This window comes from Cohnella sp. WQ 127256 (genome assembly GCF_024519285.1).
Lineage (GTDB): Bacteria > Bacillota > Bacilli > Paenibacillales > Paenibacillaceae > Cohnella.
The window spans coordinates 342,991-359,480 of sequence record NZ_JAMZCY010000006.1; the positions used below are offsets into that span (position 1 = coordinate 342,991).

The 16,490-nt window shown below is 46.1% G+C and carries 11 protein-coding genes and 1 riboswitch; of the genes, 8 read left to right on the plus strand and 3 right to left on the minus strand.

Going from position 1 to position 16,490, the window contains the following annotated elements:
• Positions 1-128 precede the first annotated feature (128 nt).
• The 8 genes from M1K58_RS19920 to M1K58_RS19955 all read left to right on the plus strand — a co-directional run bounded on the left by M1K58_RS19920 (position 129) and on the right by M1K58_RS19955 (position 12,667).
• On the plus strand, positions 129-1,940 hold the full coding sequence (locus M1K58_RS19920; protein WP_256760628.1) for a cache domain-containing sensor histidine kinase: 1,812 nt from the start codon (positions 129-131) through the stop codon (positions 1,938-1,940).
• Complete coding sequence (locus M1K58_RS19925) at positions 1,930-3,513, plus strand: response regulator transcription factor (RefSeq protein WP_256760629.1); 1,584 nt, start codon at positions 1,930-1,932, stop codon at positions 3,511-3,513. The genes M1K58_RS19920 and M1K58_RS19925 overlap by 11 nt, the downstream gene beginning before the upstream one ends.
• A 192-nt stretch (positions 3,514-3,705) precedes the next feature.
• Positions 3,706-5,124 carry a carbohydrate ABC transporter substrate-binding protein gene (locus tag M1K58_RS19930; protein ID WP_256760630.1) on the plus strand — a complete coding sequence of 473 codons (1,419 nt, stop codon included), beginning with the start codon at positions 3,706-3,708 and terminating at the stop codon, positions 5,122-5,124.
• 92 nt (positions 5,125-5,216) lie between these two features.
• Entirely contained in the window at positions 5,217-6,107 is an 891-nt protein-coding gene (locus M1K58_RS19935) for a carbohydrate ABC transporter permease (protein ID WP_256760631.1), read from the plus strand.
• Between the two features lies 1 nt (position 6,108).
• A complete protein-coding gene (locus M1K58_RS19940; protein ID WP_256760632.1) occupies positions 6,109-6,978 on the plus strand; it encodes a carbohydrate ABC transporter permease in 870 nt (289 codons plus the stop codon).
• Between the two features lie 42 nt (positions 6,979-7,020).
• A complete protein-coding gene (locus M1K58_RS19945; RefSeq protein WP_256760633.1) occupies positions 7,021-8,784 on the plus strand; it encodes a glycoside hydrolase family 35 protein in 1,764 nt (587 codons plus the stop codon).
• 31 nt (positions 8,785-8,815) lie between these two features.
• On the plus strand, positions 8,816-10,249 hold the full coding sequence (locus tag M1K58_RS19950) for an alpha-L-fucosidase (RefSeq protein ID WP_256760634.1): 1,434 nt from the start codon (positions 8,816-8,818) through the stop codon (positions 10,247-10,249).
• 189 nt (positions 10,250-10,438) lie between these two features.
• Positions 10,439-12,667 carry a DUF5050 domain-containing protein gene (locus tag M1K58_RS19955; RefSeq protein WP_256760635.1) on the plus strand — a complete coding sequence of 743 codons (2,229 nt, stop codon included), beginning with the start codon at positions 10,439-10,441 and terminating at the stop codon, positions 12,665-12,667.
• Between the two features lie 97 nt (positions 12,668-12,764).
• On the opposite strand, the gene M1K58_RS19960 is transcribed toward M1K58_RS19955, so the two are convergent.
• The 3 genes from M1K58_RS19960 to M1K58_RS19970 form a co-directional block, all read right to left on the minus strand.
• Positions 12,765-13,259, minus strand: a complete 495-nt coding sequence (locus M1K58_RS19960) for a C40 family peptidase (RefSeq protein WP_256760636.1) — start codon at positions 13,257-13,259, stop codon at positions 12,765-12,767.
• Between the two features lie 4 nt (positions 13,260-13,263).
• Positions 13,264-13,404: riboswitch (cyclic di-AMP (ydaO/yuaA leader) on the minus strand.
• A gap of 209 nt (positions 13,405-13,613) precedes the next feature.
• Complete coding sequence (locus M1K58_RS19965; RefSeq protein WP_256760637.1) at positions 13,614-14,429, minus strand: hypothetical protein; 816 nt, start codon at positions 14,427-14,429, stop codon at positions 13,614-13,616.
• A gap of 10 nt (positions 14,430-14,439) precedes the next feature.
• Complete coding sequence (locus M1K58_RS19970; RefSeq protein WP_256760638.1) at positions 14,440-16,434, minus strand: M1 family metallopeptidase; 1,995 nt, start codon at positions 16,432-16,434, stop codon at positions 14,440-14,442.
• Positions 16,435-16,490 lie beyond the last annotated feature (56 nt).

The window sequence follows — 16,490 nt, forward strand, 5'->3', positions numbered from 1 at the left end:
GCGCAAGCTGGGATTCATGGCTTTTTCCCTTCTGTCCCTGCTTCTTGTAGCGTTTGTCAATCCACACACCAACTGATAACCTTAATAATGAATTGTTAATCCATATTTCATTTGAGAAGGTGCTCGCATTGTCCAAAGGGTTCTCGTTCAATGGCTTAAGGAACGGATCGTCGATTCTTAGACGGATGACGATCAAACACCGGCTGTTGGCTGCTTTTCTAATTACCTCACTATTGCCGGTCGTATTCGTCGCCATCTACTCCAACGTCAAATATGAGGCGTCTATCACGAATAAGATAAGCGCATCCTCCATGCAAATTCTGACTGAGCTAACCCAGAATGCGACGCGGGAGCTGGGGCAATACGAGACACTGAGTGAGACGATAATAATCAACAAATCGATTCAAAGTAATTTGCCTAAATTCGGTACGATGACAGATTACGAGAAGAATGAGCTGCGTACTCAGATCAACAATGAGCTGGGCCAGCAGATTTTTCGACTGAGCAATATATCGAATGTGGTTATTCTAACGAATGATGGACAATCCATATTCGATTTGGGCTTCGAATGGTATCCAGATATCCATTTGAACAACATAACAGCCGCGGTTAAGGCTTCACCGAGCAACGCCGCTTGGACTTATCTTCGTTCCAATCGAGGGGCAAATAGAATTGCGCTAAGTCGCACGATCTATGACGAAGACGATACGAATAAGCAGCTTGGATACGTCATTATTCTTATTGATGAGAAAGTGTTCTCAAGAAATACGTACGCACAGGTTGACTTAGGGACCGGGAGCAGTATTTATATTGCGAATTCCGAAGGGATGGTCGTGTCTTCTATATCTCCGAAAATCCAGCATGGAACACAGTTTGAGAAAACAGCTTTATTCGACAAGGTGATGAGGCTGCATAATAGCAAAGCCTTCTATACCCAGGTCGACGGGCGAAAGACGCTCGTGGTCAGTTCTTACATCCGTTCTGCAGATTGGTATCTCATTGGTCTTGTTCCTCATTCCTTCCTTGTGTCTGAGCTGTCTGAAATGCGGGGTAGCCTTGTGTTCATTTGCTTGCTTATCCTGCTCCTAGCGGGCATGTTGGCCATGTGGATCTACTTTAGCATTCATGGTCCAATGAGATCGTTGCTGCAATATGCGAACCAGATCCGGGTGGGACAGTTGGAAACGAAAATCGGTAGAATATCGCATCAAGATGAGATGGGTAAGCTGACAGACACAATCGATAAGATGGTGGAGCAACTCAAGGCTCTTATTTATCAGGTGAAATCCGAGCAGCAGGCGAAGCGAGATGCGGAGTTGAAAATGCTGCAAGCGCAAATAAACCCACATTTTCTGTTCAACACTCTAAACTCGTTGAAATGGAGCGCGATGATGAGCGGCAACGATGCCGTTAAGCAAGGGATTGAGTCGTTGTCTGAGCTCCTTCGCAATACGATTCTCGTCAAGGAGGAGTTCATTTCTCTCGAAATGGAAATTGAGAACCTGCTTCATTACGCGACGATACAACGGATTCGTTATGGGGACTCGTTCAAGCTTTCATGTGCGATGAGTGATGACGATTTATTTAGTTTCTTAGTGCCAAAATTCATTTTACAGCCAATCGTGGAAAATTCCATTCTGCATGCGGGAAGTGAGGATGGGCGTAGGGTAGGTATCCGAGTAGAGGGCATCAAGGTGGGTGCGTTTCTAAAAATCAAAATCTCAGACGATGGCAAGGGCTTCGATATGAATGATGTTCATGCCCGCAAGTCAGCCTCTCATGCGAAGCTTTCCGGGATTGGAATTGCTAATGTGGATGAACGGATACGTATGCACTTCGGATCAGCTTGTGGCTTAGTAACCCGTAGTGTTGTGAATGAAGGGACGGAAACGGTCATTACACTACCAATTCTGACGAAAGAAGGCCTGGATGATGTATAAAGTATTAATTGTTGATGATGAAATGATCGTCCGCCATGCTGTCAAAACACTAGTCAAATGGGAAGAAAGTAGATTTGAATACGCAGGTTCAGCGGCTAATGGGATGTCCGCTCTTGATATGGTGAGTAAATCTGGTGTTGATATCATCATTACAGATATTAAAATGCCTGAAATGGACGGCTTGGAGCTCATTAAACAGCTAATGGCAAACGGATTTAACGGGGAAATACTTGTCTTGAGTAACTACAATGATTTTGATTTGGTTAGGGAAGCGCTGAAATGCGGAGCTCATGACTACATGCTCAAGTTGACGTTAAAAACGGAAAGCTTCATGCAAGCGCTAGAGGAGATGGCTGTTAAGCTAGATAGTAAGCGATCGAATGTAAGTTCTCACAACCATACAGCTCCTGAGGGGGTTTCCTCTAGCATTACTGAAACGAAGAATCGGACTCCTGCAATCCTTCGGGAGATGGATGCTGCTACATCAGGTAGTTCAGCATGGAAAGCGGAAGGCTTCTTAGAGGGAGGACTACGAGTATACTCATTTGTCATTTTACTTAACAATGATGAACAGGGGTTAAGGCAGGTGGGAGAGTTCCAAGAAACGTTAGACAAGCTCGCTGACGGATTGTTCACAGGGAGTCGTTGGACATATGCCATTCGTTCTGACCAATGGCGCTTTCTGCTAGTCACTGCATATTCTTCCAATGTATCCTCTGTCATCCCCGAGGAGCTTGCGCGCAGAATAATCAATCTTGCTTCTATGTATTACAATGTGAAAATTAGTGTGGTCTATGCTTCTGAGGCGGTAGATGAACAATCACTTGCGTCAGAAATGAGGCGCAACCGACAGGCGGAAGGTCTGCTATTCTATTCGCAGCCCAAGCTGGGATGCTTGTCCAATCGTGAAAAGACGAGCGATGGGGATGAAGAGTTTCAGAGCGCAGAAATCAAGCTTAGGAATAGCTTGCGTAAACCGAATGCCAGCGCAATGGATCTGTGGGTTGAAAGCGCCTTAAATCTGGTGGATAAAGCGGCAGAACGGAATGTCCATCCCCGAGTGCTGAAGCAGGCGATCAGCGGTGGTATATGGAGTATAGCTAATACGGAAGAGCTGGGGATTCGATATGCATGGGATGCTAAGCCATGGCTTGAGGTCGTGGAAGCAGCAAATTCAGATTCGCATTTGAAGGAATCCATCCGCGAGCTTGCTGATGAGGTTACTGATTTTGCAGGACATTTCACTCCAGTGACTTCCTCACGTGAGGAAGTTCGCCGAGCAACACAATACTTGCAGGAGCGTTATTCGGAGCGGGTTACTATTGCAGATGTTGCTGTCTATGTGGGGCTTTCTGAGCCGTATCTATGTCAAGTGTTCAAGGCGGATACAGGTCAGAGCATTCTGACCTATTTGAATGAAATTCGTATGACTAAAGCTTATGAAATGCTCTCAACGGGAAACTATTTAGTAAAGCAAGCGGCCATCGAGGTAGGTATTCCCGATCCGTTCTACTTCAATCGGCTATTCAAGAAACGTTTTGGAGTTGCACCGAAAAATGTGAAGATGCCCTAGCTAGATAGTTAATCAATTGTATCCGGGAATAAACCTGTACGATCTTATGATGATTTCCTCGAAATGTCCATGATTGTGTTGCTCCTGTTTGCCTCAGATGAAAATTGTCCATGAACTTCATGCCTTTTGTTAATTTAGCGATAATCCCTTAGCGCTTATAATGAGACCAACAAAGAATAAGGGGGTAATTAAATGAAACATAAGAAATGGTTAACAACAGTAGCCAGTTCCGTAGTAGCAGTGTCCTTGTTAGCTGGATGTGGTTCCAATAACAACAATTCGAACAATGCGTCTCCATCTGCTTCACCGTCTGCCTCGGCAAGCGCGTCTGCGGGAGGTAAGCAGTTCGAGAATACTGAATTGAACGTTGCGGTATTCCAAGGTGGTTATGGCCGGGAGTATTGGGACACAATTGCGGAAGATTTCATGAAGGATTACCCTGGGACGAAAATCAACATTACAGCAAGTCCGAAAATTGCAGAACTCGTTCGACCGAAGATCGTAGCGGGCAACCCACCTGATTTTATGTACATTGCGGGTAGCGATAACCTGCCAATCATCGATGGACTAATTAAAGATAAAGCATTAACTGATTTGAGCGACGTATTTAACTCTCCCTCAGAAGAGGGCGGTGCGCCACTGAAGGATAGAATTCTCCCAGGTGTTCTAGAGTCCCGTTCTAGCTCCCCTTATGGAGATGGAAAAGTATTCCTCGCACCTTATAACTATGGCGTTATGGGCTTGTGGTATAACAAAACATTGTTCGACACCAAGGGGATTAGCGTTCCAAAAACTTGGGATGAGTTTTTAGCTCTGACAGCGACTGCTAAAGATAACGGACGCGAGCTTTTCACCTACCAAGGGCTATATCCGGGCTACCTAGAGGAAATGGTTGTTCCTTCGATCTATAGCGTCGGCGGCCAAGAAGCGCTTGATCAGTATTTTAATTTCGATCCTGAGTTCTGGAAAAGCGATACATTCAAGCAAGTATGGGGCGTACTAGAGAAGGTTGCGACTGAGGATAACGCACTTATGAAGGGCACGATCGCTCTAAATCATACTCAAGCTCAAACGGCATTCATGCAAGGTAAAGCCATGTTCATCCCGAACGGAACTTGGTTCGAGGACGAAATGAAGGACGCGCCTCGTGAAGAAGGCTTCCAATTCGGATTCTTGGGCGCTCCGGCATTCACAGCGGACAAGCCAGCAATGGCTATGACGAACGTCGAGCAAATGGTCATTCCAGCGAAAGCGAAAAATCCGGAATTGGCTAAGGAATTCCTGAAATACTTGTATAGCGACAAAAGCGTTAAGCTGAACGCTGAGAAGTCCAAAGCGGTACTAGCAGTTAAAGGTGCTCCAGACATCGCGAAGGAATTCATTTCTGAATCCACGTACAACGTGTATAAAGCAGTTGATGAAGGAATTGTTACGGTTAACGGTGCATTCAAGTCCGTAGCCAAAGGTAGCAAGTACAATCCAAGCGATGAGATCTATAAACCTATCTCTTCCATCATGAACAAACAGCTTACCGTTGCCGAGTATGGTGACAAGCTTTTCAAAATTTACACGAACATTCAAAAAGAGCTGAAAGAAAACGGAGCTGAGTAAGTAGACTCCTGCTTCCCGGAAACCTGCCGCGTGTTTGGACAAAACCGGCAGGTTTTCCTGCATCTTGAGGGGCGAAAGGATTGGTGAATGCCATGAAAATGACTATGAAAACAAGACGGGGATTCTTCATAGCGGCCTGCTTAATTCCAGGTCTTATACTGTTTTTCCTGTTCAAAGTATATCCGACCATACAGATTTTCCATAAATCCCTTTACTTATGGACCGGTGTTGGCGATAAGCCGAAATTTATCGGTCTCCAAAATTTCGTGGATATGTTCCATGACGATACGTTTCTTCTCGCTCTGCGCAACACGGGTTTCCTTATGCTCGTCGTTCCTGTATTAACGTTATTGATTGCGTTAATTAATGCATCACTACTAACACAAACGAAGCTGAAGGAAAAGGGCTTCTACCGAACCGTATTTTTCTTCCCGAGTATTCTATCCTTCGTTGTCGTCGCGATTCTATGGTCGTTTATCTACCATCCGACGATGGGATTCGTTAACGCTGGGCTTGAAATGATTGGTCTAGGAGATTGGGCGATGTCTTGGCTTGGCGATCAACGTACGGTGCTCTGGGCATTGGCGGTTACGTTAATCTGGCAAGCAGCTGGTTACTACATGGTCATGTACATGGCGGGTATAGACAGCATTTCACCTGATTTGTATGAGGCTTCAGGATTAGATGGAGCAACCCGTGTCCAACAGTTCTTCCATATTACGATCCCAATGCTATGGGAAATTATTCGTGTGACCATCATCTTCAGCATTAATGGAGTGATGACGATAAGCTTCGTCATTGTTTCGATCATGACGGCAGGCGGACCGGATCGTCACTCGGAGGTCGTAATGACGTACCTCTACAGCCAAGCATTCACGAACTCTAACTTCGGCTACGCTATGGCAATCGGCGTGTTTATCTTCATCGTCTCTGTCTCGCTGGCGTTGATCAGCAATAAATTAACGGAAAGGGGATCGAACTGATATGTCTGCTAATCAAGCATCCATCAAGGCGAAAAAGAAAACTTCCGCGTCTCTCGGAAAGCTTGCGCTGCGGGTATTCCTGCTCGTGCAGACTTTCATCGTCGTATACCCTTTAATATGGAACGTATTTGCTTCACTCAAGACCAATCAGGAAGTCATGGAGAGCCCATGGGCCCTTCCTACCTCCTTCAATTGGGATAACTATGTTCGGGCTTTCACCACTGCCAAAATCGGCGACTACATGATTAACTCCGTCCTTGTCGTAGTCATGTCGATGGGGGTACTTTTGTTAGCTGCGGTTCCGACTGCTTATGTACTTGGACGGATGAAATTTCGCGGTCGTTCGTTCTTAACTAACTTCTATATGGCGGGTTTGTTCATCGGTGGTGTGTACATTATCGTACCTCTGTTCATTATGATGAATGATCTCAGTATGCTTGATAACAGGTTCTGGCTCAGCGCCGTGTATGCGACCGGAAGCTTACCCTTTTCCGTATTCTTGCTAACGGGATTCATGAAATCCATCCCACATGATTATGAGGAAGCAGCTATGATCGATGGGAGTGGCTATTTCGGTACGCTCTTCAAGGTCATTGTTCCGATGGCGCGCCCGGGGATCATTACGCTAATAGTGTTCAGCTTCTTCGATTTCTGGAATGAATATGTACTAGCGATGACTCTCATTACGGATGATGCTAAGAAAACAATCCCGATCGGCTTAGCGAATCTGATGCAGATTCAAACCTTCGCGACGGACTGGGGTTCTTTGTTCGCGGGTCTAGTCATCGTACTCGTACCGACCATTCTTGTGTACGCGCTTCTTCAGAAGAAGCTAACCCAAGGAATGATGCTTGGTGGCGTGAAGGGTTAATGTTAAAGTGTTAGTATCAGCCAATAGGAAGGATGTTCCAAATTGACTACATTCGCTACAGAAGGAAATCAGTTTATATATGAAGGCAAACCCATCCGGATTTTGTCGGGGGCCATTCATTACTTTCGTGTGGTGCCCGAATATTGGGAAGATCGTCTGCTTAAGCTTAAGGCTTGTGGATTTAATACGGTTGAAACTTATGTTGCATGGAACATACACGAACCTGTTGAGGGACAATTTCAGTTTGAGGGTATCGCAGATCTCGAGAGATTCGTCGAGCTCGCTGGTGAGCTAGGTCTACACGTGATCGTTCGACCAAGCCCGTATATATGTGCGGAGTGGGAGTTTGGTGGTTTACCATCATGGCTGTTGGCGGACGCTAATATGAGGCTTCGTTGTTATGATAAAGCTTACTTAGACAAAGTAGATGCTTATTTTGATGAGCTCCTACCGCGTCTTAAGCCATTGCTATGCACGAATGGTGGGCCGATTATCGCGATGCAAATTGAGAATGAATACGGTAGCTACGGCAACGACAAGCAATATTTAGGTTACATTCGAGATGCAATGATTAACCGCGATATGGATGTATTGTTATTTACCTCAGATGGGCCGGAGGACCATATGCTTCAAGGAGGCATGGTCGAGGGAGTGCTAGAGACGGTCAATTTTGGATCGCGTGCCGCAGAGGCATTCCGCAAGTTGCGTGAATATCAGCCGGAAGGTCCACTGATGTGTATGGAATTCTGGAATGGCTGGTTCGATCATTGGATGGAGGAGCATCAGTCTCGCCCAGCAGCAGAAATCGCAGAAGTTCTGGAGGAGATGCTGCAGGAAGACGCTTCGGTAAACTTCTACATGTTCCATGGCGGCACGAACTTCGGATTCTATAATGGTGCTAACCATATTAAACAATATGAGCCAACTGTAAACAGCTATGATTATGATACGTTATTGAATGAATCCGGTGAGCCGACAGAGAAGTTCTATGCTGTACGTAAAGTATTGGAGCGTTACGTCGATTTGCCGGAGCTACAATTGCCTGCACCTATTCCGAAGCGAGCGTATGGAGAGGTTCGAATGGAGCAATCTGCGGACTTATTCGAACAGTTAAATGTTCTGTCCGCGCCAGTTGCACGGACTTGCCCGGATCCGATGGAGAAGGTAGGACAAGACTACGGCTTTATTGTTTATTCTACGCGGATTACAGGTCCGAGAAGTGGGATGAAGCTGACGCTGCAGGAAGTGCGCGACCGTGCGCTTGTGTTTGCGAACGGAGTTTATGTTGGAACAGTAGAGCGTTGGAATCCTGTTGCCCTTCCGCTTGAAGTTCCAGCAGAAGGGGTTAGACTCGACATCCTAGTGGAAAATATGGGTCGTGTAAATTACGGACCTTTAATGCGTGATAGTAAAGGCATTACAGAAGGAGTTAGACTGGACAATCAGTTCCTCTATGATTGGACGATCTATCCGCTTCCATTGGACGCCAAGTCCCTTGAGGGACTTACTTATGAAGCGAACAGTGAAACGCGTCAAGCGGGGCAGAATCCGCTTCCGACTTTTTACCGAGGGACGTTTAATGTAGACCAACTGGCGGATACTTTTGTTCTTATGGACGGTTGGACGAAGGGTAGCGTGTTCTTGAATGGCTTTAATCTAGGTCGCTACTGGGAAGCCGGTCCTACTCGTACTCTATATGTACCTGCCCCGCTGTTGCGGGAAGGGGAGAATGAGTTGGTCGTATTTGAAATTCATGGTACAGCGAATCCAGTCGTTAAACTGACCGACAAGGCTATCTTGGGTTAACTTAATAAAGTTTAGAAAGGGGAGCTTCAGGATGGGAGTTTCGATTCGCGATGCAGCCCAGATTACCCCTTCACAGCGTCAGCTGTCATGGCAGGAACTGGAGTTTTACGGATTTATTCATTTTACAGTTAACACGTTTACGGATCGGGAATGGGGTTTGGGCGACGAGAGTCCATCTCTATTTCATCCTTCAGAGCTTAGTGCTTCGCAATGGGTAGAGGCGTGTCGGTCCGCTGGGATGAAGGGACTTATTCTAACTTGTAAGCATCATGACGGGTTTTGTTTGTGGCCAAGCGCTTATACCGAGCATTCGGTTAAAAATAGCCCATGGAACAGTGGCGAAGGGGACTTGGTTCGCGAGGTAGCGGACGCATGTCGTGAGGCGGGATTAAAGTTTGGTATTTACTTGTCTCCTTGGGATCGACACGAATCAAGCTACGGCAATTCTCCTGAGTACAACACGTTTTTTGTGAACCAGCTGCGGGAGCTGCTTAGTGGTTACGGAGAGTTATTCTGTGTATGGTTCGATGGAGCCTGCGGAGAAGGAACGAACGGCAAGCGCCAAGTTTATGACTGGGATGCTTATTATGGGATCATCCGGGAGCTTCAACCGAACGCTGTCATCTCTGTCTGTGGACCGGACGTACGCTGGTGTGGGAACGAAGCCGGGCATACGAGGACTTCGGAATGGAGTGTCGTACCAGCTAGCATGCAGGATAATGAGAAGATTCAAGGGAATTCACAGCAGGCTGATGACGGCGAATTTGCCAAGCGCGTTAGCTCTGAGGAAGAAGATTTAGGGAGCCGGACTGTTCTCGCTGAAGCGGAAGAAGTGGTTTGGTATCCATCCGAGGTCAATACATCCATCCGTCCTGGATGGTTCTATCATGCAGCAGAGGATGACCTTGTGAAGTCATTGGATGAATTGATGGACCTGTACGAGCGAACAGTGGGTGGAAACGCGACCTTCCTGCTTAACCTCCCCCCAGATAAGCGTGGACTTATTCATGAGAATGATGCCCGCAGGTTGAAGGAGCTAGGTCAACGAATCCAAGAGGTATATCGTATCAATCTGGCTAAGGACGCAGTGGTCCAAGCTTCCAGCGAGAAGGGATCTGACAACGCTGCTCAGCGGATTACAGACGGAAGCTCATCGACATACTGGAGTGCAATTGAAGGCGTTGAGCAAGTAGAGCTGAATATCGACTTGGGCAGCGAGCAAGCCTTCGATCGGATTGTACTAGCTGAATACATTCGAGAAGGACAACGTATCGAACGCTTCAGTGTGGAATGGCAAGATGGAGAAGCATGGCAGCCATTATATGAAGGAACTATCGTTGGCTACAAGCATATTTGCCGGTTCAACGAAGTAAAGGCAAGACGCCTTCGTCTTCTCATTGCTGAATCCAGATGGTGTCCAACATTAAGTAGATTTGAAGTGTATAACAGCGCAAACGATCAATGATGGTTGTTTCAATTTCTAAGAGAGTCTGTTCGTAGGATGAGGTCAATCCAATTATTCGGGTTGGCCTTTTTTTCTATGATCGTATAGATTTATATGCGAATGTAATGATATACTCATCTCTGGACTTCCGTATATTGTAAAAAATGTACGATAATCCGACGAATTCTAACATGAATCCAAGAGGTGCGAATGTTGAAGAGATTCCTAGCTGCAGTCATTACTATCGCAATGCTATTATCATCTATTCCTCAAGCTTATGCTGAATCGCCAGTGAAATCAGGAGCGCAAGAGGAAACACAAGGAAATTTACACAATGATGGATTGGTTGCCGTTTCCGGAGACTGGATTTATTTTATCAATCCGGATCAGAACGATGCGATCTATAAGAGACATAAAGATCAGACAACAATAACTAGAGTCAATCAGGATCGGAGCAAGCAACTTAATATCGTCGGCGACTGGATCTATTATTTCAAGTCGGTGGGCTATCATAGCGCATCCGAGAGCTATGAGTTATATAAGATCAGAACGGACGGCACGGGTAGGAAGAAAATACCGACCAAAGAATCCCTGGACGATAGAGCCTACATGTACGTTGTCGGCGGTTGGATTTACATTAAGGATTTTAAGTTTTTCAAAATAAAGACGGACGGGACGGGCTATAAGGATTTTGGCTTATCCAGCTTGTATGATGTCGTTGTTGCTGGGAATCGGATCTATTATACGGCTGACAAAACAGTCATGAGCTTTGACCTGGAAGGCAAAAACAAAAAGAAACTTTACGAGAGTAAGCTGGGGTATATCCCTGATCTCGCAGTCTATAAGGATTGGATATATTTTACGACGCTGGACAATTCAATTAGGAGAATGAAGACTGACGGGACGGATGAAGCTCCTATATTGAAGCTATCGACTAAGGCAATCCAATATTCCATGTTGATGAACGTCGGTGCAGACGCCATTTACTATTCCGACGAAGAGCATGTTTTTAAAATGAACTTAGATGGATCGGCGAATGAGGAGATTCCTTTATTATCTGAAAGACGAGCTTATGATATGAATCTCGCCTTTAATCAGTTGTTTTACCGGAGTGGAATCTCTGATCTGGTCAGAATAGGGGAAGATGGAGCGAAACGTAAAGTTTTGTTGAAAAATATTGGGGCGTATGTCGATATCAGCGTACAGAAGGATTCGGTTTATTATATCCTCAGCAGCTTTAATGGTAAGGATCAGTTACGTTCAGTGGGCTTGGATGGCTCCAATGATAAACATGTCCTGGATCTGAAGGAATTGTATATCGACGATTGGATCATTGCCAATGGGTATTTGTATTACTCGACGGAACACGGTACAGACAATACTGAAATCTATAAGGTTTCCTTGAACACCTTCAAGTCGACTCGGGTAGCGGAAATTACGGAGTCTAATATCAGATTAGAGCATATTGAGAACAATTGGATTTATTATTCCACGAACAATTCGTGGAACAGTAAGTCGGAGGAGCCCGCTTTAATGCGAGTTAATGACAAGGGTACAAAATCCGCTGTTATAAAAACAAATCGTATTATGAGAAGTATTGACTCGTTCAACTTTACGAACGGGTGGGTCTACTATACGCAGATTAACAAGAAAAGCGGTAAAGAAGAGTTTTACCGTGCAAGCTACGATGGGACGAAGGCTCAGAAGCTTTCTGATCGGTATCCTGTTGGCCCAAGTATCATACATGGAGATCGCGTTTTCTTCCATTATGGGCGCCAATATTATGTCACCTCAATCCAATCTCCGACAACCAAGCTGTTTATGTCAGAATACGTGAGTGAAACGAAATATAATAAGGGCTTCATTTACTATAATGAGGGCAGATTGAATGGTTTGTTCAAGCTTAATTTGGATACGAAGCAAAAGAAAACGCTAAGCTTTGAGAATGTGATGAGTGTGCACACTTTTCAGGATGGTTGGGTTTATTATGAATCTAGAGACAACCTATTCCTTATGAATCTTACTGGAACTGCCGAGCTCAATGTAACGACTGGCAAGGAAAACGTTGGTGTTAGCGCGATAAAACCAGATGAAGGTGAATCGAAATCTCTGGAGAAATCCGATGCAGAAACACCGGTGATGGATAGTCAGTACGTCACGGTTAAAGATGGTTCAGGGGATGTAGAGGTTGAGTTCGAGCTGAAAGATCGCTCTGCAGAAAGCATGAAGGATTTAAGAAGAATATCGTCTAAGTATTTATCCAGTGACGAAGTGACAGAGTTGCTCTACTTTGTGGAGAACGTCCGCCAGCTTCCCTTAACGGAGCCCCCGTCTTTTGCTACATGGTTCATCAACCGTACAGAAAACAAGGCAATACAGATCTTTTTCGGTACGATTATGACGTTGAAGATATATAAAGCAGGCGCAACACCAACATGAGGGTAGCTATCCATGACAAAGCTAGCATATAAAGACGTAGGGGCGGTCTCAAAAGTTAATCACTTTTGAGATCGCCCCTACGTTTATGCTGGGATAATTACTTCGAAGCTACTTCCTTTACTTCAGGCTCAGTAGCTACTTTGTTGTACGTATCATCGCTCATTACGCGACGCGCACCGAGGTAACGCTTAGCATAATAACCTTCGTCAAGAGAAGTAATCGTAACGCCTTTGGATGCTGCATGGGCGAAATTGTTGTTACCCACATAGATTCCGACATGAGAGACACCACTGCCACTCGTATTGAAGAACACGAGATCACCAGGACGAAGCTCATCAGTCGCTATTTTCTTACTTTTCTCCCAACTGAACATATCTTTCGAAGTACGAGGCAAGTCGATGCCAAGTTCATTGAATACATACCCGGTAAAGCCGGAGCAATCAAATCCCTTAGTCGTCGTTCCGCCGTAGTCGTAATCGATTCCGATCAGTGGTGCAACTGCTTTGTCTAGCTTGGAGTCTGCGAATGCGCTGCCTACTTGAAAAGCAAGAAGGACTGCTAGGGAAAACAAAAACATTGATACTTTACGCAAAACAGGTGACTCCTTCCAATGCCTACGAGGTTAGCTGGAGGGTTCGGTAGAAGGTTCCCCTATGGCTCCTGTGAAGCAAAGCCAATTCACCCGTACTAATGGTTCCCCCGTTTCCCGACACGCGGGAACTCGGCAGTTTTTTGATTTCATAACTTTATATATTCTGTTATTCTGACAAATTTCCTGCATCTTCTAAATGAGAATTCCTTAATCTGGACTTATAAACTCGCGATGAATGCCCTCCTGTCGCCTATATTTATCCCATAGATAATAACGCCAAACCCCGGCAGCAGCCAACAAAAGGCGCAACCGGGGTGTGTCCCGTGTCTAATATTATCGATTGGGACAAGGAGCTTACGACTCCGTTGTACTCCATACCTGATACTGTGAAGCGGAAGTCCACAGCTTAAGAAGGGAGCGTACGAAGTGGAAAGCTTGATGCAGCGCTACGGCGAGAAATCCCGACCAGAAAAAGGAGATAGCCCAGGCTGTAGCGAACACTGCCAATCCGACGCCGAGCAAGATGAATGAAATTCCTAGCAGAGGGAGCACCCGACGAAGTGCCAATCCTAGACCCTTGAAGATCCCTTCTTGCGAGGCCGCCCCGAACTGCATAAATTGAAAGAGGAGATGAATGATAAATCCGAATACCATCCATGCGGCGGCATAGGGGAGTAATCCCTGAAGCCAAGCAGTCAGAGAAGACTCTGAGAAAAATAGGTCTTTGGCAAGTGGCAGCAGCCATATTGCGGGAAGCAGCACTAGACCATTCTCTATCCAGTAGAGTAGGGTTACCGGCTTCCAAACCTGTTTCATCCCGGACAACACTCGAGTTCCTTCTCCTTCCACAGCATGATAGAAGGAGAAGTAAACACCAGCATTGAACAGAGGAGTTAGCACCATCCGTAGGAGAAGTAATCCGCCTAGCATCCAAAGAACCTCGTTGATAAGGTCTGTCTTGAGTAGACGGAATTGGGCTTCAATGAGGAACAGATGAGCTGCGTCAGAGTTTGGGTGCTGATCCGGATAACGCGCTAAGATGGGCGTTACAACCGAATCAATGAACCGGTATAGAAAAAATCCCCATAACAAGCGATACAGAAAAAGCAGAACCAATACATACTTATGCCGAACGGTCATGTCCCATCCCATTTTTAATCGTTGACGCATCTCATTCACCTCACCATGCCATTGTTCCGAGCAGTCCTTCAATGATTTGTGTTATGCCAGTGACCGTTCGTGTACGTTTCTCTTGGGGAATGTCGCCCTTGAGATAGTTGTTATATCTGCGATTGTCGAGCACAACATTAGTGTTAGGATCAATTGCTGCATAGATTAACGGAGTATCTGATTGAAGCTTCAACTGTACGTGACTTTGCACACCGTCCCATTTCTTGCGGACCGATTGTCCGTCCTGGAATTGCAGCCAGATCGATACCGGTTGAGGGCTCCCACCATCGCGTCGGAGTAGTACAATGCTCTCATATCCATTAGCAGTTTTATTCGTAGTAATGGTTTGGACAGAGAAATCGGCCATCTGCCCTTGCTGGACATAAGCTTGGAAGAAGTCGGTCCACTTCGTCTTCGTTACGCTCTCAACGACCCTCTGGAAGTCGGAGGAGGAAGGATGCTTGAATTTATACTTTTGAAAATAGGTGCGCATGATCTTACTCATCGTCTTATCTCCGACTTGCCGTTCTAAGGAGGAAAGCACGAGCTTACCCCGCAAATAGACATTTTCGGCATAGCCGCCAGATGAGCTGTAACGCCAGGAAGCTTGATTAAGCGGTTCAGGGTGGGTCATATAGCTAGCCTCGACCGGAAGGTTAGGAACCACGCCATAGATCGTGGACATTAGCTTATCTTCGGTGTAGGAGGTGAAGCCCTCGTCCAGCCATGCTTCCTCGAACTCATTGGAGGCAACTAAGCCATACCAATATTGATGAGCAATTTCGTGGACAAGTGTTCGCTCTAGCTCGTAGCCGGGATTGCTATCCTGTGCCGATGCGGCTGTAACTAATGACGGGTATTCCATTCCGCCTGCGCCATTGCCTTCTGCTGGAGGGACGACGACTGACAATGTGGAGTAAGGATACTCGCCGTACCATTGTCCAAGCTTAGCAAGTGCAGATTTGGCTGCATGCATGTAACGATCCTTTAAGTCCTTGTGCAGGGGGTCCAGATAAAGCTTAATGCGTACGCCTGGAATTCCAGGCGAGGAGAAGGAATCCTCGATGTATTCGAATACAGGAGAAGCAGACCAAGCGAAGTCATGGACATCATCTGCGTAAAATTGGAACGTTTTGCGACCACCTGAGACGGCGGGTGCTTTCGTCTGGAAGCCAGTAGCGGCAACCTGATAGGTGTCAGGAACATTAATGCGGACGCTATAAATTCCGAAATCAGAATAGAACTCTGAGTTGCCATGATATTGATGCAAATTCCATCCTTCGGTCGCCCGTCCCCGCATTCCCGCAGTTTCGTACACGGCTATTTTCGGGAACCACTGTCCTGCCATTACGAAATCTCCAGCTTTACCCATTCTAGCGAATACATCAGGCAGCTTTACCGTGTATTTCATGCGAAGGGAAATGGACGAGCCAGGCTTGACCGGCTCAGGAAGTCGAAAAGTCACCAAAGTCCGGTCACTCTTGTTCCCATCATCTGGCTGAACATAATGGAGACGGGGCATCAGCGTTTCTCCTTCCTCGGTCGTTAAGGAAGTAAGTGCCATGTTCCCATAGCTTCCATCTTTCATTTTGTCACCGCGGAGCTGGCCTTTGGATTCTTTAATGAATGTGCTTCCAGGCGCAAAGGCATTGGGGTACAGGTGGAAATAAAGCTCGGACACGGCATTGCGGCCTGGATTGGTCCAGGTTACGCTTTGCTCTCCGATTAAGCTCCCACTCTGTTCATCCAAGGTAACGGAAATATGGTATTCCGTTACGCGGTTGCTGAGTACGGCAGCTTGAAGCTTCTGGGGAATATCAGGTACCGGATCGGCTTTAGGTACATTCGTAGGAGGATTGGCGATAGCCGGTAACTCGGATATTGCGGAAGCTGGTAAAGCATATTGGTCTACCCATGCGTCGGCAAACCCGAATCGAACAGAAAATACAAGTACAGCAGCGGCAGCGACGAAAAGTAACATTCGAAGTGATCTGCGCTTAGGCATACGGATAACCCTCCCGTTGACAAGCATCTACGAGATATATATGTGGGTTGTCCGCA